We start from the raw sequence: 16,331 nt of genomic DNA, 5'->3' as shown, positions 1-16,331 counted from the left end.
GCAGAAAGCCCGGCCGGTCGCCGACGTGAGGCGGCGAGTCGTCACGGGGCGCACCGGTAAGGATCCGGGCCCCCTGCGCGTCCCAGTGACGACGGGCGACCGGCCGGGCGGTTCACGCCCCCACGATTGGGAATCGGTGATCGATGTGATCAACCATGTCCGGATGAGCCGGCTCGACGACGACCTGCGACTCGACTCACGTCTCGACCTGTTCGCGCAGGAGCGCCCGGATGTCGTCGGCCTCGGGCGAGCCGAGCCGGGTGAAGATGTCGAGGGCCTTGACCAGGGCCTGCCTGCCCCGGCCGGTCTCTCCGAGACTCGCGAGGGCCTTGCCGAGGGCGGCCAGTGACTGCGCTTCGCCGTACGGGTGGGTGATCTCGCGGCTCACGGTCAGGGCCTGCTCGGCGTGCCGGGCGGCCTCGGCGAACCGCCCGGCGGCGATGAAGGTGGCGGCCAGCCGGTAGCAGACCCGCTGCTCCCAGACCCGCTGGTTGCTCGCCCGGAAGAAGGCCAGGCACTCGGCGTGGTGGACGACGGCTTCGTTGAGCCGCCCGACATGCGACAGCACGTTGCCGAGGTGGTAGCGGGCCCGCGCCACCCCCGCGCCGCTGCCGATCTCGGTGAAGACCGCGAGCCCGCGCTCGGCCGCGGCGATGGCGTCGCCGGGCCGCCCGAGGCCCAGGTGGTCGCGGGCCGAGTAGCACGACGCCAGCGCCTCGCCCGCCGGGTTGCCCACCTCCCGGTAGACCGCCGTCGCCCGGTCGAACCATTCGAGCGCCTCGGTGTGACGCCGCCGCCGGCCCGCGACGACCGCCAGCGCGTTGCACGTCTCGCCCAGCACGATGTGGTCGCCGGTCTCCTCGCCGAGCGTCCGCGCGGCGAGGAAGTGCGACTCGGCCTCGGCCAGGCGGTTCGCGCCGAACAGCACCCGGCCGAGGACGTAGCGGCAGCGCATCTCGCCGCACCGCTCGCCGGTCCGGCGGGTCGCCGTCAGCAGGGCCGAGGTGCGCTGCTCGAAGTCACGCTGGCTGGTGCCCGACTCCAGCAGCGGCTCCAGCGCCAGCAGCAGGTCGGCCGCCGCGAGCAGGTCCCCGCCCGACTCCTGCGCCTCGGCCGCCTGGGCCACGGCTCCGAACATGTCCTCCGCCTCGGCCGACAACCAGGCCACGGCCTCGTCCGCGGAGGAGAAGGAATGGCCGAGCACGCCCAGGTCGCTGAGGTTGTCGGCGATCGCGCTGCCCTCGTACGCCAGCCGGTGGGCCGCGCCCGCCGACGCCAGATAGAAGCCGAGCAGCCGCCGCAGGGCGAGCGCGCGGGCCTCGGGCTCCTCCGCGTCCTCCGCCTGCCGCCGGGCGAACAGCTTGAGCAGGTCGTGGAATCGGTAGCGGCCCGGCGCGGGCGCCTCCAGCAGGCTGGCGTCGACCAGCGACTCGATCAGGTCCTCGGCCTCGGCCGGGGTGAGGCCGAGCACGGCCGCCGCCGCGAAGGCCGAGATGCCCGAGCCCGCCGGCAGTGACAGCAGCCGGAACGCCCTCGCCTGCCGGGCGTCCAGCTGGCCGTACCCGAGGGCGAACGTGGCCGAGACCGCCAGGTTGCCGATCTTCATCTCGTCCAGGCGGCGGCGCTCGTCGGCGAGCCTGGGGACGAGCGAGGCCACCGTCCACGACGGGCGGGAGGCGAGCCTGGCGGCGACGATGCGCACGGCCAGCGGCAGGAAACCGCAGGCGGCGACCACGTCCATGGCGGCCGCCCGTTCCGCCGCCACCCTCTCGGGACCCGCGACCGCCGCGAGCAGCGACAGCGCCTCCTCGGGCTCCATGACATCCAGGTCGACGAGCCGGGCCGCGGGCAGATCGGCCAGCTTGCCCCTGCTGGTGATGATCGCGGCGCAGCCGGGCGCGCCGGGCAGCAGGTGCTCGACCTGCTCGGCGTCGCGGGCGTTGTCGAGCAGCACCAGCATCCTGCGCTCGGCGAGCAGCGAACGGAACAGCGCGGAGCGCTCGGCCAGGCCGTCGGGGATCACGTCCATCGGGATGCCGAGGGCGCGCAGGAACGCGACCAGCGCCGTCTCGGGCGCGGTGGGCTCGGTGCCGTATCCGCGCAGGTCGGCGTAGAGCTGGCCGTCCGGGAACAGGTCCCCGGCGAGATGGGCCACGTGGACGGCCAGCGTCGTCTTGCCCACGCCGCCGATGCCCGACATCGCCGCGATCGGCACGCCCTCTCCCGCCCCCTCTCCGCGCAGCAGCGCGAGCAGCCGGTGCACCAGGCCGGTGCGTCCGGTGAAGTCGGAGACCGCCGCCGGGAGTTGCGCCGGCCTCGGCATCTCGATCGCGGGGGCGGTCGCGGCCGTCGCGGCGTCATCGTGGCCGTCGGGATGCGAGAGCCGTACGGGAGGGGGTGTGTGGGCGAGGGTGGGATCGGCGGCGAGGATGCGCCGGTGCAGGCCGGCCAGCTCGGCCCCGGGCTCGATGCCGAGCTCCTCCACCAGCGCCTGCCGGGTCTCGGTGAAGACCGACAGCGCCTCGGCCTGCCTGCCGCAGCGGTAGTAGGCGAGCATGAGCTGGGCGCGTAACCGCTCGCGCAGCGGGTGTTCGGCGGCGAGCGCGACCAGCTCGGAGACGATCTCCGCGTGGCGGCCCAGCTCCAGGTCGAGCTCCATGAGCGTCTCGACCGCGCTCATCCGGCGCTCGGCCAGCCGGTCGCGCTGGTGCTCGGCGTACGGGCCGACCGCGCCGGTCAGCGGCTCGCCCGACCACAGGCGCAGGGCCCCGCGCAGCCGCCGGGCGGCCTCCCCGGACTTGCCCGTACGGCGGTCGGACTCGGCGGCGGCGCACTCACGCTCGAAGACGGCGAGGTCGAAGCGGACAGGGCCGGAGTGAGCGGAGTCGAGCCGCAGCGCGTACCCTCGGCCCACCGAGGTCAGCAGCCGCGGCGGCGTCCTCGGGGAACGGTCCGGCTCCAGGACGGTGCGCAGGCGGGAGACGTAGGTGCGCAGCGCGCCGAGCGCGCGTGGGGGCGCGTCCTCGCCCCACACGCCGTCGATCATCTCGTCGGGCGTGACCGGGTGCCCCTCCCGCAGCAGGAGCATGGCGAGGATGGAGCGTTGCAAGGGCGTGCCGAGGTCGAGTTCGTCGCCGTCGCGCCAGGCCAGGACGGGTCCCAGCACGGCGAAGCGCAGGCCGTCCGCGGCGGCGTGATCAGGCATGTGACCTGTCTCCCAATGGCAAGATTTCCGACCAAATGATAGATCGTGTAGCGCGACGGCAGTAGGACCGGGCGCGCCGGTTCAGTCTGCGTTCAGGTGCTTGAAAGCAACCTGCAAACGACGGTGTGATCACTGAAAGCGAGTTGCAGGCAGGCGGGCCTATCACTGAGGTGCAACCCCGACAGCACCCCGCGATCGGGGGATCGTCCTCGAACAGGAGAACCGAAATGCGACGCTCCATCACCCTCGGTCTCGCCGCCGCCACCACCGTCGCCGCCCTCGGGCTGCCGGCCCTCGCGACGGCCGCCAACGCCGCCCCCGCCTCCGCCGCCTCCTCCTCGCACCACGACGACTGGGACTACGACGGCTGGTGGGGCACCTACTGGTCGTCCAACCACCTCGCCAGGGCCAAGGGCTACGTCGACGTGAACTACAACGACGAGGAGTCGAACCGGGTCCACATCACCGGCAAGCTGTACGACAACGACAACCGCACCTACGGGCAGGGCGGCAAGTGCGCGTACATCAAGTTCCGGGTGTCGTCCTGGGACGACGACGAGGACGACTGGTCCTCCAGCTACAAGTCGTACAAGTACTGCGGCGCCGGCGGCTACAAGAACATCAACTTCTGGCGCTACGACGTCGCCCAGGTCCAGGCGAAGGTCTGTCAGATCGGCCTGCACAGCAGCCAGCCCGTCAAGTGCGGCTACTGGCGCGACATCTACAACGCCTACGAGGACGAGTACGGCTACGACGTCTGACCGTCCCCGCACGACGCGGCCCGTCCCTTCCGGGACGGGCCGCTTTGTTGCCTACAGGACGATCACGCTGCTTCCGACGCCGCTTCCATCATGCCCAGCCTCGCGCGAAGACGTTCGCGTACGGCCGGCCACTCGGGACTCAGGATCGAGTAGTACGCGGTATCTCGGACCGTGTCGTCGGCGCCTCGGCTGTCCGCTCGTCGCACACCGTCGAGGTGTGCGCCGAGGGCCTCGATGGCGGCCCGGGATCGGGTGTTGCGTACGTCTGCCTTGAGGGTGATCCGGTGCACCTGCCAGGTCTCGAAGGCCAGGGAGAGCAGCAGATACTTGCTCTCCCTGTTGACACCGGTGCCCTGGGCCGACGCGGCGAGCCAGGTGTACCCGATGTCCGCGACGGACGGGACCTCGCCCACCGCGCCCTTGGATCCCGGCGGCCAGGGCATCGGGCCCTGCCAGTACTCCAGGTTCATCAGACGGGTGGCACCGACCACGCGGTCGGTGTGCAGCCACCGGATGGCGAAGGGCATCGTGCGGCCCTCCGCCTGCTCAGCCATGGCGGCCTCCACGTAGGAGACCATCTCGTCCCGGCCGGCGGGAACCCGAGTGAAGGCGTATGTCGAACGGTCTTCACTCGCCGCGGCGACGAGGTCGTCGAGCACCGCGAGGCTGAGCGGTTCCAGGCGCACGGAGCGCCCGGACAGGGTGACAAAAGCGGGCATGAGCACATGATGGGGGCTGCCGAACACGGCCGATACCAAATGACACGAGACATCTTGGCGGGGGTCTGGTTAAGGGGGGTGACCCCGTAAGAAACCGCAGGTCAGACGGGTGAATCGGGAGTTCTGGGGCGAGCGCTCAGGGTAAAGATTCGGTCAGTGATCCACGCGGTCCGGCGGGCGGGTCCGGCGGCGGCCCGAACCAGGTCTCCAGGGCTGTCTCGAGCCCCTCGCCGCCGGCTCCGCGCGGGTCCCGCGCCCAGGCGACGAACCCGTCCGGGCGTACGAGAAATGAGCCGGGAGCGTGCGGGTCGCGCACGGCCGTCGTGATGGTGGCGACCCGGTCGTCGTAGCCGTCAAGCCCGATCTCGCCCTGGCTGACGAGAAGGCCCCGGCCCTCGTGGAGGTGGTCGGCGACGCGTGAGCCGTCCTCGAACTCGTAGTCGGGCACGCTGCGCCCCACCAGCGGGTGTTCTCCGGCGCCGGGCATGTCGTAGCGCTGCCGGACACCCGAGATCTTCTTGACGAAGTAGGTCGTGCCGGTGACCGTCTCGATCAGGTCGGCGACCACCGCCCGGGCCGCCCGGGCGTGGGCGTCGGGGCGCATGAGGGCGATCTGGGCGCGCGTCCAGTCGAGCACCCAGGCGCCGATCGGGTGCCGCTCCCGCGTGTAGGTGTCGAGGAGCGCCTCCGGCCCCCGCCCTCGTACGACGGCCGCGAGCTTCCAGCCGAGGTTCACGGCGTCGCCCAGCCCCAGGTTCAGCCCCTGGCCGCCAAAGGGCGAGTGGACGTGCGCGGCGTCGCCGGCCAGCAGCACCCGGCCGAGCCGGTAGGTCGCCGCCTGCCGGGCGTTGTCCGTGAACCGGGTGGCCGTCCTGATCTCCTTGACGACCACCTCGGCGCCCGTCACGTGCCTGACGGCGTCCTGCAGCTCCCGGGCCGTCACCGGCGTGGTCCTGCCGTCCCTGCCGGGCGGGGCGCCGTCGAAGCGCGCGACGAGCACGCGGCCCGGAACCGGTCCGTGGGAGTAGACCCCTGTCGGGGTGGCGTGCCACCCGACGCCCAGGTGTTCGGTGCCCTCCATCTCCGCCACGGCCTGGTAGGCGGTGATCTCCGGATCCGTGCCGGGGAACGGGAATCCGGCCAGCCTGCGTACCGTGCTCCTGCCCCCGTCACAGCCCACCAGCCAGTGGCCGTGCACCGGGCCGCCGGTCGTGGTGACCGTGACCCCCTCACCGTCGTCGGTGAAGCCGGTCACCTCCGTGCCGCGCCGCACCTCGACCCCCAGCTCGGCCGCGCGTACGGCGAGGATGTGCTCGAGCTGCTGCTGGGACACCAGGCCGATCCCGGCGGCAGGTCCCTGACCGGACAGATCCGGGTCGTGGGCGTCCAGTCGCTCCGCGCTCAGCATGATCCCGGCGAAGTGACCGGCGAACCTGGGCGGGACGCGGCGTGATCCCTCCGCGGGGCCTCGCCCGCGCATGAAGGCGGCCATCAGCTCCAGCGTCCGGTCGTGGGCCTCCTTGAGCGCCGGCAGCAGGCCGCGCCGGTAGAGCGCCTCGACACTGGGCGTGTTGAGCGCGCCCGCCTTGATCGTCTGGTCGATCCCGGTCAGCCGTTCGAGCACCACGACCGACGCGCCGCCCAGCCGCAGCTCGCAGGCCAGCATCAGGCCGACCGGCCCCCCGCCGACCACCACCACGTCGTACGACATTCGTCCTCCCCGTAGTTGCCGTGGCTAAAAAATTACTGTCAATAAAAGTTTTTAGCAACTAGGGTGGGGCAGGTGGCGGAGACGTTGGGGCTGCGGGAGCGGAAGAAGCGCCAGACTCGATCGCTCATCTCGGACGTGGCCTCGAGCCTGTTCATCCAGCGCGGGTTCGACAACGTGACGGTCGCCGAGGTCGCCGAGGCGGCCGGAGTCTCGACCAAGACCGTCTTCAACTACTTCCCCCGCAAGGAGGACCTGTTCCTCGACCGCTTCCCCGAGGCGGTCGAGCTGGTCACCCGTGCCGTACGGGAGCGTGCCGAGGGGGAGGGCCCGCTCGCCGCGCTGCGCCGGCTGTTCCTCCGCATGCTCCAAGAGGGCCACCCCATCGGCGGCATCAGCCCGGGATATCAGGTGTTCTGGCAGGTGGTCGTCGACTCACCCGCGCTCAGGGCGCGGGTGAGGGAACTGGTCGAGGAGTTCGAGGACGTGCTCGCCGGCTTGTTCGCCGAAGCGGCCGGAGCCGACTCCGTGCAACCGTCCCAGCGGCTCGCGGCCGCCCTGCTCGTCGCCGCCTACCGCACCGTGTACGTCACCAGCGTCGGCAGGATCCGCGCCGGTGACCCCGCGGACGACGTGCTCGCCGACCACATCGCCCTGCTCGACCGCGCCATGGAAGCCGTCGACCGCGCCCTCGCCGGTTTCTGAAGCGTCGGTGCCGTCATCCCCTTTTCGGTTGACCTGCAACTCCAACTATTCAGTTCTCGCGGGTTGCTCGCGCTGAAGCTGGAGTGAAAAATTCACACAGGCTTTCGAATCTAAGTAGTGGGTGTGATGGATCTGTTCGATGTGGATCCCGACCACCCTCGTCGTTCGAACAACACCGACGGCGACTGGTGGGACCGGTTGACCGCCCATTCCCCCCTGTGGTCGACGGAGGGTTCACTCGCCCGCGACGACATCGTGGAAAACGACACGGCCACCGCGACAACGGGCAGTGAGGCCACCGATGGCCGCGCCGCCGGCGCCGTATCCGACGGTGCCGCCGATGATGCCGGCCCAGGTCTTGGGGGGCCGGGTTCTGCCGGGGCGGATACCGCCGGCGCGGACACCGCTGGCGCGGGTGATCGGAGGCGGCCGGGAGCAGCCCTGTCGCCCGGCACACCGAGGAGGCGGCCGTCAACCGGGGCGGCGAGGACGCGCAGGGCAACGAGTCACACTGGAGCACGCCGCAGCGGCAGGAGCCGCAGTCGTGGTGGTCCCGGTGGGGCGAGTGGCGATCATCTGATCCTCCCGGGGATACCTGTGCCCCTCACACCCACGCCGGGCCTCGACCTGCGGGGGACTGCCACCATGCGCAGATTCCGGGAGCGCCCGGCGCGCGGGGACCAGAGCCGGAGGCATCACCGGGACCGGAACCGGGAGCGTCGACCGGAGGTCTGGCGGGAGATCAGGTGGGGGCGCTGCTGGGCGCGGCGTTGAGAAGCGCGTGGGGGACGGTGCCGGGGTTGCTGCTGGCGACCGGGCAGGTGCTGCCCATCTCCAGCCTGCACCGGCTGGCCCGCACCTCCACCCTCGTGCGCCTGGTCATAAACGCCGAGGGACAGGTCCTGGACATGGGCCGCAAGGTCAGATTGGCCACCCCCGCCCAGCGGCGGGCCATCTACGCCCGCTACGCCACCTGCTGGATCGACGGCTGCCCCCTGCCCGCCACCCGATGCCAGATCGACCACGCCGACAACTGGAGCAGCGGCGGGCTGACCGACCTCAAACTGCTCGGCCCGGCCTGCCAGTTCCACAACCGCGACCGCTACCACAACCCCGACCGCTACACCCGCCACAAGGTCGGCAAGGACCGCTGGGCCTTCACCTACCACCGCCGGCCGGGAGCCCGGCCGCTGCGGATCTCGTGCTGTGCGTAGACCCGCTCACCGGGCTGGAGGGAGCGGAATTGGAGAAACGGGACTGGAGGGAGCGAAGCGACTTCGCGAGGACCGGAGGTTACTTCCGGCGCAGTGACCGACTTGGCCAAGCATCGCGGCAGCGATCGACCACGCCAAGGTTCACGGCAGGGAGCATGACCCGCAGGGAGGAGCATGACTCGGAGTAGGTTGCTGTGATCGGATCCTGGTGAGGAGGCATGCGATGTCGATGTCACGGTTCGTCGGGAAGTTCGCGGTGGTCACGGGTGCGGCGCGGGGGATCGGGGCGGCGATCGCACGTCGGCTGGCGGCGGAAGGTGCGGCGGTGGCGTGCGTGGACCTTACGGCGGACCGGTGCGCCTCGATCGTGGACGAGATCACTGTGACCGGGGGGAGGGCGGTCGCGTTCGGATGTGACGTCTCCGACAGTGGTCAGGTCGAGGCGCTGGTGGCGGGCGTGATGGGCGAGTTCGGGCGGATCGACGTGCTGGTGAACAACGCCGGGCTCACCCGCGACAACCTGCTGTTCCGTATGTCGGAGGAAGACTGGGACAAGGTCGTGGACGTGAACCTCAAGGGCGTCTTCCTCATGAGCCGGGCCGTACAGAAGCACATGGTGGAGCAGCGGGCGGGAGCGATCGTCAACCTGTCGAGCCGGTCGGCGCTGGGGAACCGGGGGCAGGCCAACTATTCGGCGGCCAAGGCGGGCATCCAGGGGCTGACCGCGACCATGGCGATCGAGCTGGGCCCGTTCGGCGTGCGGGTGAACGCGGTCGCGCCCGGGTACGTCGCGACGCCGATGACCGAGGCGACGGCCGTGCGACTCGGGGTGACGCCGGAGGAGCACCAGGCCACGATGGCGCAGGCGGTGCCGTTGCGGCGGGTAGCACAGCCGACCGAGATCGCGTCGGTGGTGGCGTTCTTCGCCTCGGACGACGCGTCGTACGTCACGGGCCAGACGTTGTACGTCAACGGCGGCCCGCGGTAGGGGCGCGGCCGTAGGCATGAGGATCGGGGTCTTCCTCGTCGCGGCAGGTTTTCCGGGCAGGGCGCCCGGGGACGTGCTGCGCGGCACGGTGGAGGCGATCGAGGCCGCCGAAAGGGCCGGCTTCGACGACGCCTGGATCGCCGAGCACCACTTCATGTCGTACGGCGTGTGCCCGTCGGCGGTGACGCTGGCGGCCGTGGCGCTCGGCCGGACTTCACAGATCACGGTGGGGACGGCGGTCAGCGTGCTGTCGGCTCAGCATCCGATCGCGCTGGCGGAGCAGGCGGCGATTCTCCATCACGTGTCGGACGGCAGGTTCCGGCTCGGTGTCGGGCGTGGGGGCCCGTGGCTGGAGCTTGAGGTCTTCGGCACCGGCACGGCGAGGTTCGAGCGGGGTTTCCCCGAAGCGCTCGATCTGCTGTGCGCGGCCCTGAACGGCGGCCCGGTGGCGGCGGACGGCGAGTTCTTCCGGTTCCGGGAGGTCTCGATGGTCCCGCAGGCCCGGATGTCGCCGGTCGTCGCCTGCACGTCGGACGGCACGGTCCGGCTCGCCGCCCAGCGGGGGCTGCCCATGCTGCTCGGCTTGCACATCGGCGACGAGGAGCGGGCGGAGATGGTCGCCGCCTACGACGCGTACGCCGCCGACGAGGCGCCCCCGGCAGCCCATGTGGGAGCCGCGCTCGGCTATGTCGCGGACACGACCGAGCAGGCCGTACGGGAGATGCGGGAGTCGTTGCCGCGCTGGCTCGGGCCGGGACTGGCCGGATACGTTCCCGTGGACGGCCGGCCGCCGCCGCGGCGCGACATTCCGGAGTACGTGGACCTGCTGTGCCGGATCCACCCCGTGGGATCCGCGGAGCACTGTGTGGAGAAGATCACCACGACGGTGGCGCGGACCGGGCTGCGGCACCTCATCCTGATGGTCGAGGGCGCCGGGGACCGCGTGCGGACGCTGGAGAACATCGCCCGCCTCGGCGCCGAGGTGCTTCCCGCGGTGCGGCGAAGCGAGCCGGGGGCGGTGTGAACCGGAGCGCCGCCCCCGGCCGGACATCAGGTCAGCAGTCGACCAGTTCCGGGCTCTGGTTCAGGATCTGCGCGCGGGGCGTGACGAACTCGCGGTAGGCGTCGGTGGCCTCCGGCCGGAACACGGCGACGCGGTGGCAGTTCTGGAAGGCCAGCCGTACGCCGAAGTGCCTTTCGAGGGCGCCGCGCATCGCGTCGCTGGCCAGGCAGCGCAGCAGCTGACCACGGGCGGTCTCGTCGGGCGGCGGCACCTGGTTGTCGGCGAAGTCGGCGCCGGACCGGTCCCGCCGCTCGACCAGTGCGGTGATCGTCGCCCAGGCGTACGGCAGGGAGTCGCGGACGCAGGCGACGAAGGCCGCGTCGTCCACCTCACCGGCGCGGGCCTGGTCGAGCAGGTCGTTGGGCACGGACAGCGACATGAGCTGTTCTCCTCTCGGCGTCTGCTCAGAGAGCGGGGACGCAGTTGACGGTAGATCGAACGCGCCGGGTCTCCATGTGGCGCGGAGGCGACACGTTCATTGGGTGGCGACGGCGGGGCCGTACACGAAGCCGGGGTCGATCTGTGCGGCCAGGTCCTGTCCGGTGGCGCGGTTCGCCCACGCGTGGGCGTTCCTGAGGTGGAATTCGGCCGCCTGCCTGCCGAACTTCGGCCAGTCCTTGGGCTGCGCGTCGAGCCGGTCGAGCAGGGTGGCGAGGGCCTGGCGGCCGGCGGGCTCCAGGTCGTCGAGCGTGAACGGCCGGCCCTGCTCCATGCCGCGGATGGCGGGGGAGTGGCCGAACCAGGTCAGCAGGTCGTCGCCGACGTGCTCGCGGAGGAAGCCGACGTCCTCCGGCGAGTGGACCTTGTTGCCCACGACGGCGATCTGGACGTCGAACCCGGCGGCGTGGTCGCGATACTGCCGGTAGACGCTCACGCCCTGCCGGGTCGGCTCGGCGACCAGGATCGTGAGGTCGAACCGGGTGAACAACCCGGAGGCGAAGGAGTCCGCCCCGGCGGTCATGTCCACCACGACGTACTCGCCGGGGCCGTCGACCAGGTGGTTGAGGTAGAGCTCGACCGCGCCGAGCTTGGAGTGGTAGCAGGCGACGCCGAGGTCGTCCTCCTCGAACGGGCCGGTGACCATGAGCGAGACGCCCTCGACACGGCGGGACGGGAAGAACGGGTCGTCCAGCCGGATCAGCCGCGAGCCGCGCCCCGGCGGGGTCGTCTTGACCATGGAGGCCGCGTCGCGGATCAACGGATTGTCGCCGCGCAGGTAGTCCTTGATCTCGGTGAGCATCCCGCCCAGCGGAGGCGGTGGCTCGGCCGCGTCCACAGGCAGGCCCAGGGCCAGGCCGAGGTGCTGGTTGATGTCGGCGTCGATGGCGACGACCGGCCCTCTCCGCGTCGCGTATCTCGCGAACAGCGACGACAGCGTGGTCTTGCCGCTTCCGCCCTTGCCGACGAACGCCACTCGCATACGGCCCCCCAAGATGAAATGAAAACCGTTGTCACTTTCACTCGTGCGTCATCATGACACAGCAGGGAACGGCGCGGGCGGATTTCAGGCCGGTCGGAAGAGCGAGAGCACCTTGGCGAGCGTGGGCCGCAGGGCATCCCACCCGGCGGCGGGGGTGGTCCAGGTGAGCACGCTCGTCGTCGTGCCCGTGGAGATCACCCGGCGGTACTGGCGATACTCCACTCCCTTGGCCAGATGGTCCCGGGCGGACGCCTTGCGCGGAATCCAGGCGAACTCCCAGTCGGCGGCGGGACCGTGCTCGTCGCTCACGGACTCGAGCCGGAACCGCCGGTAGGACTTGGCGGCCGGGCGGAGAATCTCCTCCGCCTCGCCGAGCGCCGCCAGAGGGTCGGTGCCGCGCTGCGCGGTCACCTCCACCGTGAACGCCGCCGCGCCGTCCGGCGAGCGCCACGAGGTCGAGTACGGCCCCTCCTCACGGGTCCAGCCGCGGGGCACGCCGGCCCGCCACCCGGCGCCGGACGTGTGCCACCTCAGCTTCAGCCGCCGGCCGGACGCCGGCGAAGTGACGGACGCCGGCGAAGTGACGGACGCCGACGGGGAGACGGGGGAGGCGACCGCCCCGGTCCCGGCCCGGCCTTCGTGACCGCCGGGCCGCAGCACCGCCCATCCCCCTACCGCGCACGCGACCAGGACGCCCGCCGCCAGTCCGGTGAGGAGCCGGGTACGGCCGGGCCCCCGGCGTACGGGCCGGTCCGGGGCGGGCGGTTCGACCTCGGCGAGCAGGCGGTCGGCGGTCTCCGCGTCGATCCGCCGCCGGGGCTCCCGGGCCAGCAGCCCGGTCAGCACCGCGCGGAGCTCCTCGGGCGTCTCCTCGAGCGGTCCCGGAGGGACGGACGGCGGCCGGCCGGTGACGGCCAGGTGGAGGGTGGCGCCCAGCGACCACAGGTCGGCGGCGACCGTGCGCGGGCCGCCGGCGGCCCGTTCGGGGGCGAGGTACGTCCGGGGCCCCCGGTCGCCGGTCTCCGGAGCGCGGGCGAACGCCGGGTCGGTGGCCGGGATCGACACGCCGAAGTCGGCGAGCAGCACCCGCCCGTCGTGCGCGAGGAGCACGTTGGCCGGCCGGACGTCGCCGTGCCGTACGCCGTCCGCGTGGGCGTGCGTGAGCGCGGACAGCACCGCGCGGGCGATGCGCGCGGCCTCGGCGGCGGGCAGGGGCCCGTCGCCGGAGACCACCCCGTCGAGTGAGCGCGAGGGAACCAGTTCCGTCACGACGTACGGCGTGTCGTTCTCTTCGGCGACGTCGTGGACGGCGGCGATGTGGGGATGGCGCAGCCGTTCGGCCTGGCGGACCTCGCGGGAGATCCGCTGGACGAGCCGCAGCCGCGCGGTCTCGCTCAGATCGGGGGGCAGCAGGATCTCGCGGATCGCGACGGGCCGGTCGAGCAGCGTGTCGCGGCCCTCCCACACCAGCCCGGCGCGGCCGTGGCCGAGGGCGCGGACCAGCCGGTATCGCCCGACGATGAGCTGCCCAGCAGTACCCATAGCGGAGTCTTGCACAAACCGGGATCAGAGGGGCGCCGTCAGAGGGGTGGCAGCGCTCCCGTCGCGATGTGGGCGAGTGTGACCTCGGTGAGCGTCGCCTGCTCGTGGTCGCGCAGCGCCGTCCAGACGTATCCCAGCGGTTCGGCGACGCCGTGGAAACCCTCGCTGTCCTGCGGCGCCCCCTCCATGATGAACACGACGTCGGCGAGCGTGATCTGCTCGGCGGGCCGCGCGAGCCAGTAGCCGCCGTCGGGCCCGCGCTGGCTGTTGATGAGGCCGGCCCGCCGCATCTGCAGCAGGATGTTGTCGAGGAACCGCCGCGGAATGCGCTGCGCGGCCGCGATCCGCTCGGCCGGAACCGGCCCCGGCGCCGCCGCGGCCAGTTCGGCGGCGGCGCGCAGGGCGTACTGGGTCCGTACGGAAAGCCGCATGGCTCACACAGCGTCCGTCATTGTGTCCGTCACAGCGCGAGGGCCAGGGACCGGGCGCCGGGCGCGGGCCGCAGGTGCACGGTGTCGCCCGGCCCGAGACCGAGCCGGTCGGCCTGCTCCCGCGTCACCTGGACCCACGCGTCCTGCCCGCCGATCTCCACCTCCACGCGCACCTCGAAGCCGAGCCGTACGACGCGGGAGACCACGGCGGGCGAGCCGCCCTCGACGGGGTCCTGGCTGATCTCGATGTCGTGCGGGCGGACCAGGTTGCCGCCGAGCTCGGTGACCGGGCCCAGGAAGCGCATGACGAACGGGTTGGCCGGGTTGTCGTACACCTCGCCGGGGCTGCCGGCCTGCACGACCTCGCCCCCGGCCAGCACCACGATCGTGTCGGCGACCTCGATGGCCTCCTCCTGGTCGTGGGTGACGAACACGGTGGTGACGTGGACCTCGTCGTGCAGCCGGCGCAGCCACGCCCGCAACTCCTTGCGCACCTGCGCGTCCAGGGCGCCGAACGGCTCGTCCAGCAGCAGCACCTCGGGCTCCACCGCGAGCGCCCGGGCCAGGGCCATGCGCTGGCGCTGGCCTCCCGACAGCTGGGACGGGTAGCGGTCGGCCAGTTTCTCCAGGTGGACCAGCTCCAGCAGCTCCATCACCCGCTTGCGGATCTCGTCCTTGGGCCGCTTGCGGATCTCCAGCCCGAAGGCCACGTTGCGGAAGACCGTGAGGTGCTTGAAGGCGGCGTAGTGCTGGAACACGAAGCCGACGTTGCGCCGCTGCGGGGACAGCCGGGTGGCGTCTACGCCGGAGATCCGGACCGCGCCGGTGTCGGGCCGTTCCAGACCGGCGATCACCCGCAGCAGCGTCGACTTGCCCCCGCCGCTCGGGCCGAGCAGCGCGGTGAGCGACCCCGCGGCGACGTCCAGCGACACGTCGCGCAGGACCGGCGTGGCCCCGAACGACTTGTTCACGTCGCGTACCTCAATTGCCATGAGACCGATCCTTCGGGCGCAGGAGCTTGGTGAGCAGCAGGGTGACCACGGCGATCAGGGCGAGGGCCGTGGCGGCGGCGAACGCGGCCGGCTGGTCGAAGTTCTGGAACCGCTCCTCGACGAACAGGGTCAGCGTCTGGGTCTGGTCCACGAGGCGGCCGGAAACCACCGCGACCGCGCCGTACTCGCCGAGCGAACGGGCCAGGCAGAGCACCACCCCGTAGGCGAGGGCCCAGCGGATGCCGGGCAGCGTGATGCGGGCGAACACCTGGAGGCGGCCGGCGCCCAGCGTGTGCGCGGCCTGCTCCTGCTCGTCGCCGAGCTCCTCCAGGACCGGCACGATGGCACGCACGACGAGCGGCAGCGCCACGAACACCGTGGCAAGCACCATGCCGGGGGTGGAGAAGATCACCTGGATTCCCCAGCTCTCCAGGAGGCCGCCGACGGGGGCGAAGCGTCCGTACACGAGGACGAGCGCGAGCCCGACGACGACCGGCGAGACGGCCATCGGCAGGTCGATGAACGCCCCCAGCAGCCGCTTGCCGGGGAACTCGTGCCGGACGAGCAGCAGTGCGGCGCCGACCCCGAAGATCGTGTTCGCCACGACGGCCCACCCGGCGACCGTGAGCGTCACCTTGAACGCGTGCAGGGCCGACGGGGAGGTCAGCGCCTCGGCGAACGGGCCGAGCCCGTCGCCGAAGGTCCGCCAGACGATCAGCCCCACGGGCAGGATCAGCAGGAACAGGACGTAGACGACCGCGACCAGGCGCAGGACGTGCTTAGCCACGGCGGCTCCCCCAGCGTTGCAGGACGTCGAGCGCGATCAGCGCCACGAGGGCCACGACGAGCAGGACCGTCGAGATCGCGGCCGCGCCCGTGGTGTTGTCACCCTCGATCTGGCTGAAGATGTTCACCGCCGCGACCTGCGTCTTGAACGGCAGGTTGCCCGAGATGAGCACGGTCGAGCCGAACTCGGCGATCGCCCGGGTGAAGGCGAGGGCGGTGCCCGACAGCATCGCGGGGATCAGGTTCGGCAGGATGATCCGGCGGAAGGTCTGGAACGGCTTCGCGCCGAGCGAGGCCGCCGCCTGCTCCATCTCCGTGTCGAGCTCCAGCAGGACCGGCTGCACCGTACGGACGACGAACGGCAGCGTGACGAACATCAGCGCCAGCACGACTCCGGCCCTGCTGTAGGCCAGGTTGATCCCGAGGGGGGACTGCGGGCCGTACAACGCGAGCAGGACGAGACCGGCGACGATGGTCGGCAGCGCGAACGGCAGGTCGATGATCGTGTCCAGCACGGCCCGGCCGGGGAATCGGTCGCGGACCAGCACCCAGGCGATGACCGTGCCCATGACCAGGTTGACCAGGGCGACGAGCGCCGAGGCGCCGATGGTCAGGGTGAGCGCGGCCCAGGCGTCGGGGGTGGTGACCGAGCGCCAGAAGTATCCGGGCCCCTCGTCCGCCGAGCGCCAGACCACGGCGGCCAGCGGGATCAGCACGATGAGGCTCAGATACAGGACCGCGATGCCGAGGCCGGCGGCGGTGCCGCCGGCCACGCGTGACCGTCTCACTTCTCCGTC

General features: G+C 71.8%; 15 protein-coding genes. 5 read left to right on the top strand and 10 right to left on the bottom strand.

Going from position 1 to position 16,331, the window contains the following annotated elements:
* Positions 1-196: 196 nt before the first annotated feature.
* Positions 197-3,205 (bottom strand): AfsR/SARP family transcriptional regulator, encoded by a 3,009-nt coding sequence (locus AAH991_RS01545; protein WP_346223663.1) that lies wholly within the window; start codon positions 3,203-3,205, stop codon positions 197-199.
* A 227-nt stretch (positions 3,206-3,432) separates the two neighbouring features.
* Here AAH991_RS01545 and AAH991_RS01540 point away from each other — a divergent pair, with 227 nt between their 5' ends.
* Complete coding sequence (locus tag AAH991_RS01540; protein ID WP_346223662.1) at positions 3,433-3,966, top strand: hypothetical protein; 534 nt, start codon at positions 3,433-3,435, stop codon at positions 3,964-3,966.
* Positions 3,967-4,028: 62 nt separating this feature from the next.
* Here the strand turns inward: AAH991_RS01540 and AAH991_RS01535 are convergent, their stop codons facing one another.
* A complete protein-coding gene (locus tag AAH991_RS01535) occupies positions 4,029-4,685 on the bottom strand; it encodes a GNAT family N-acetyltransferase (protein ID WP_346223661.1) in 657 nt (218 codons plus the stop codon).
* 136 nt (positions 4,686-4,821) lie between these two features.
* Positions 4,822-6,396 carry an FAD-dependent oxidoreductase gene (locus tag AAH991_RS01530; protein WP_346223660.1) on the bottom strand — a complete coding sequence of 525 codons (1,575 nt, stop codon included), beginning with the start codon at positions 6,394-6,396 and terminating at the stop codon, positions 4,822-4,824.
* 72 nt (positions 6,397-6,468) lie between these two features.
* Between AAH991_RS01530 and AAH991_RS01525 the strand changes: the two genes are divergently transcribed.
* The 4 genes from AAH991_RS01525 (at position 6,469) to AAH991_RS01510 (ending at position 10,324) form a co-directional block, all read left to right on the top strand.
* Complete coding sequence (locus tag AAH991_RS01525) at positions 6,469-7,098, top strand: TetR/AcrR family transcriptional regulator (protein ID WP_346223659.1); 630 nt, start codon at positions 6,469-6,471, stop codon at positions 7,096-7,098.
* Between the two features lie 746 nt (positions 7,099-7,844).
* A complete protein-coding gene (locus AAH991_RS01520) occupies positions 7,845-8,312 on the top strand; it encodes an HNH endonuclease signature motif containing protein (protein WP_346223658.1) in 468 nt (155 codons plus the stop codon).
* 229 nt (positions 8,313-8,541) lie between these two features.
* On the top strand, positions 8,542-9,300 hold the full coding sequence (locus tag AAH991_RS01515) for a glucose 1-dehydrogenase (protein ID WP_346224071.1): 759 nt from the start codon (positions 8,542-8,544) through the stop codon (positions 9,298-9,300).
* Positions 9,301-9,316: 16 nt separating this feature from the next.
* Complete coding sequence (locus AAH991_RS01510; protein WP_346223657.1) at positions 9,317-10,324, top strand: LLM class flavin-dependent oxidoreductase; 1,008 nt, start codon at positions 9,317-9,319, stop codon at positions 10,322-10,324.
* Between the two features lie 31 nt (positions 10,325-10,355).
* Here AAH991_RS01510 and AAH991_RS01505 read toward each other — a convergent pair whose 3' ends face one another.
* From AAH991_RS01505 to cysT, 7 genes are all read right to left on the bottom strand, one after another.
* Positions 10,356-10,742, bottom strand: coding sequence for an SCO5389 family protein (locus AAH991_RS01505; protein WP_346223656.1), 387 nt, complete (start codon positions 10,740-10,742; stop codon positions 10,356-10,358).
* A 96-nt stretch (positions 10,743-10,838) separates the two neighbouring features.
* Complete coding sequence (locus AAH991_RS01500) at positions 10,839-11,783, bottom strand: ATP-binding protein (protein ID WP_346223655.1); 945 nt, start codon at positions 11,781-11,783, stop codon at positions 10,839-10,841.
* 84 nt (positions 11,784-11,867) lie between these two features.
* A complete protein-coding gene (locus AAH991_RS01495; RefSeq protein WP_346223654.1) occupies positions 11,868-13,325 on the bottom strand; it encodes a serine/threonine-protein kinase in 1,458 nt (485 codons plus the stop codon).
* A gap of 38 nt (positions 13,326-13,363) precedes the next feature.
* Positions 13,364-13,756 (bottom strand): RrF2 family transcriptional regulator, encoded by a 393-nt coding sequence (locus AAH991_RS01490; protein ID WP_346223653.1) that lies wholly within the window; start codon positions 13,754-13,756, stop codon positions 13,364-13,366.
* A 29-nt stretch (positions 13,757-13,785) separates the two neighbouring features.
* A complete protein-coding gene (locus AAH991_RS01485; protein WP_346223652.1) occupies positions 13,786-14,748 on the bottom strand; it encodes a sulfate/molybdate ABC transporter ATP-binding protein in 963 nt (320 codons plus the stop codon).
* A complete protein-coding gene (locus tag AAH991_RS01480) occupies positions 14,738-15,535 on the bottom strand; it encodes a sulfate ABC transporter permease subunit (RefSeq protein ID WP_346223651.1) in 798 nt (265 codons plus the stop codon). Before AAH991_RS01480 ends, AAH991_RS01485 begins: the two co-directional genes overlap by 11 nt.
* A complete protein-coding gene (cysT, locus tag AAH991_RS01475; protein ID WP_346223650.1) occupies positions 15,528-16,322 on the bottom strand; it encodes a sulfate ABC transporter permease subunit CysT in 795 nt (264 codons plus the stop codon). The genes AAH991_RS01480 and cysT overlap by 8 nt, the downstream gene beginning before the upstream one ends.
* Positions 16,323-16,331 lie beyond the last annotated feature (9 nt).

Origin of the sequence: Microbispora sp. ZYX-F-249 (genome assembly GCF_039649665.1) — a bacterium.
Classification (GTDB): Bacteria; Actinomycetota; Actinomycetes; order Streptosporangiales; family Streptosporangiaceae; genus Microbispora; species Microbispora maris.
This window is presented reverse-complemented; position numbering and strand designations above follow the sequence as displayed.

Bases quoted from the DNA above. Each gene is read 5' to 3' on its own strand.
- AAH991_RS01510 (WP_346223657.1), top strand. From the start codon at position 9,317: ATGAGGATCGGGGTCTTCCTCGTCGCGGCAGGTTTTCCGGGCAGGGCG.
- AAH991_RS01545 (WP_346223663.1), bottom strand. From the start codon at position 3,205: ATGCCTGATCACGCCGCCGCGGACGGCCTGCGCTTCGCCGTGCTGGGA.
- AAH991_RS01505 (WP_346223656.1), bottom strand. From the start codon at position 10,742: ATGTCGCTGTCCGTGCCCAACGACCTGCTCGACCAGGCCCGCGCCGGT.
- AAH991_RS01535 (WP_346223661.1), bottom strand. From the start codon at position 4,685: ATGCCCGCTTTTGTCACCCTGTCCGGGCGCTCCGTGCGCCTGGAACCG.
- AAH991_RS01495 (WP_346223654.1), bottom strand. From the start codon at position 13,325: ATGGGTACTGCTGGGCAGCTCATCGTCGGGCGATACCGGCTGGTCCGC.
- AAH991_RS01530 (WP_346223660.1), bottom strand. From the start codon at position 6,396: ATGTCGTACGACGTGGTGGTGGTCGGCGGGGGGCCGGTCGGCCTGATG.
- AAH991_RS01515 (WP_346224071.1), top strand. From the start codon at position 8,542: ATGTCACGGTTCGTCGGGAAGTTCGCGGTGGTCACGGGTGCGGCGCGG.
- AAH991_RS01490 (WP_346223653.1), bottom strand. From the start codon at position 13,756: ATGCGGCTTTCCGTACGGACCCAGTACGCCCTGCGCGCCGCCGCCGAA.
- AAH991_RS01485 (WP_346223652.1), bottom strand. From the start codon at position 14,748: ATGGCAATTGAGGTACGCGACGTGAACAAGTCGTTCGGGGCCACGCCG.
- AAH991_RS01500 (WP_346223655.1), bottom strand. From the start codon at position 11,783: ATGCGAGTGGCGTTCGTCGGCAAGGGCGGAAGCGGCAAGACCACGCTG.
- AAH991_RS01540 (WP_346223662.1), top strand. From the start codon at position 3,433: ATGCGACGCTCCATCACCCTCGGTCTCGCCGCCGCCACCACCGTCGCC.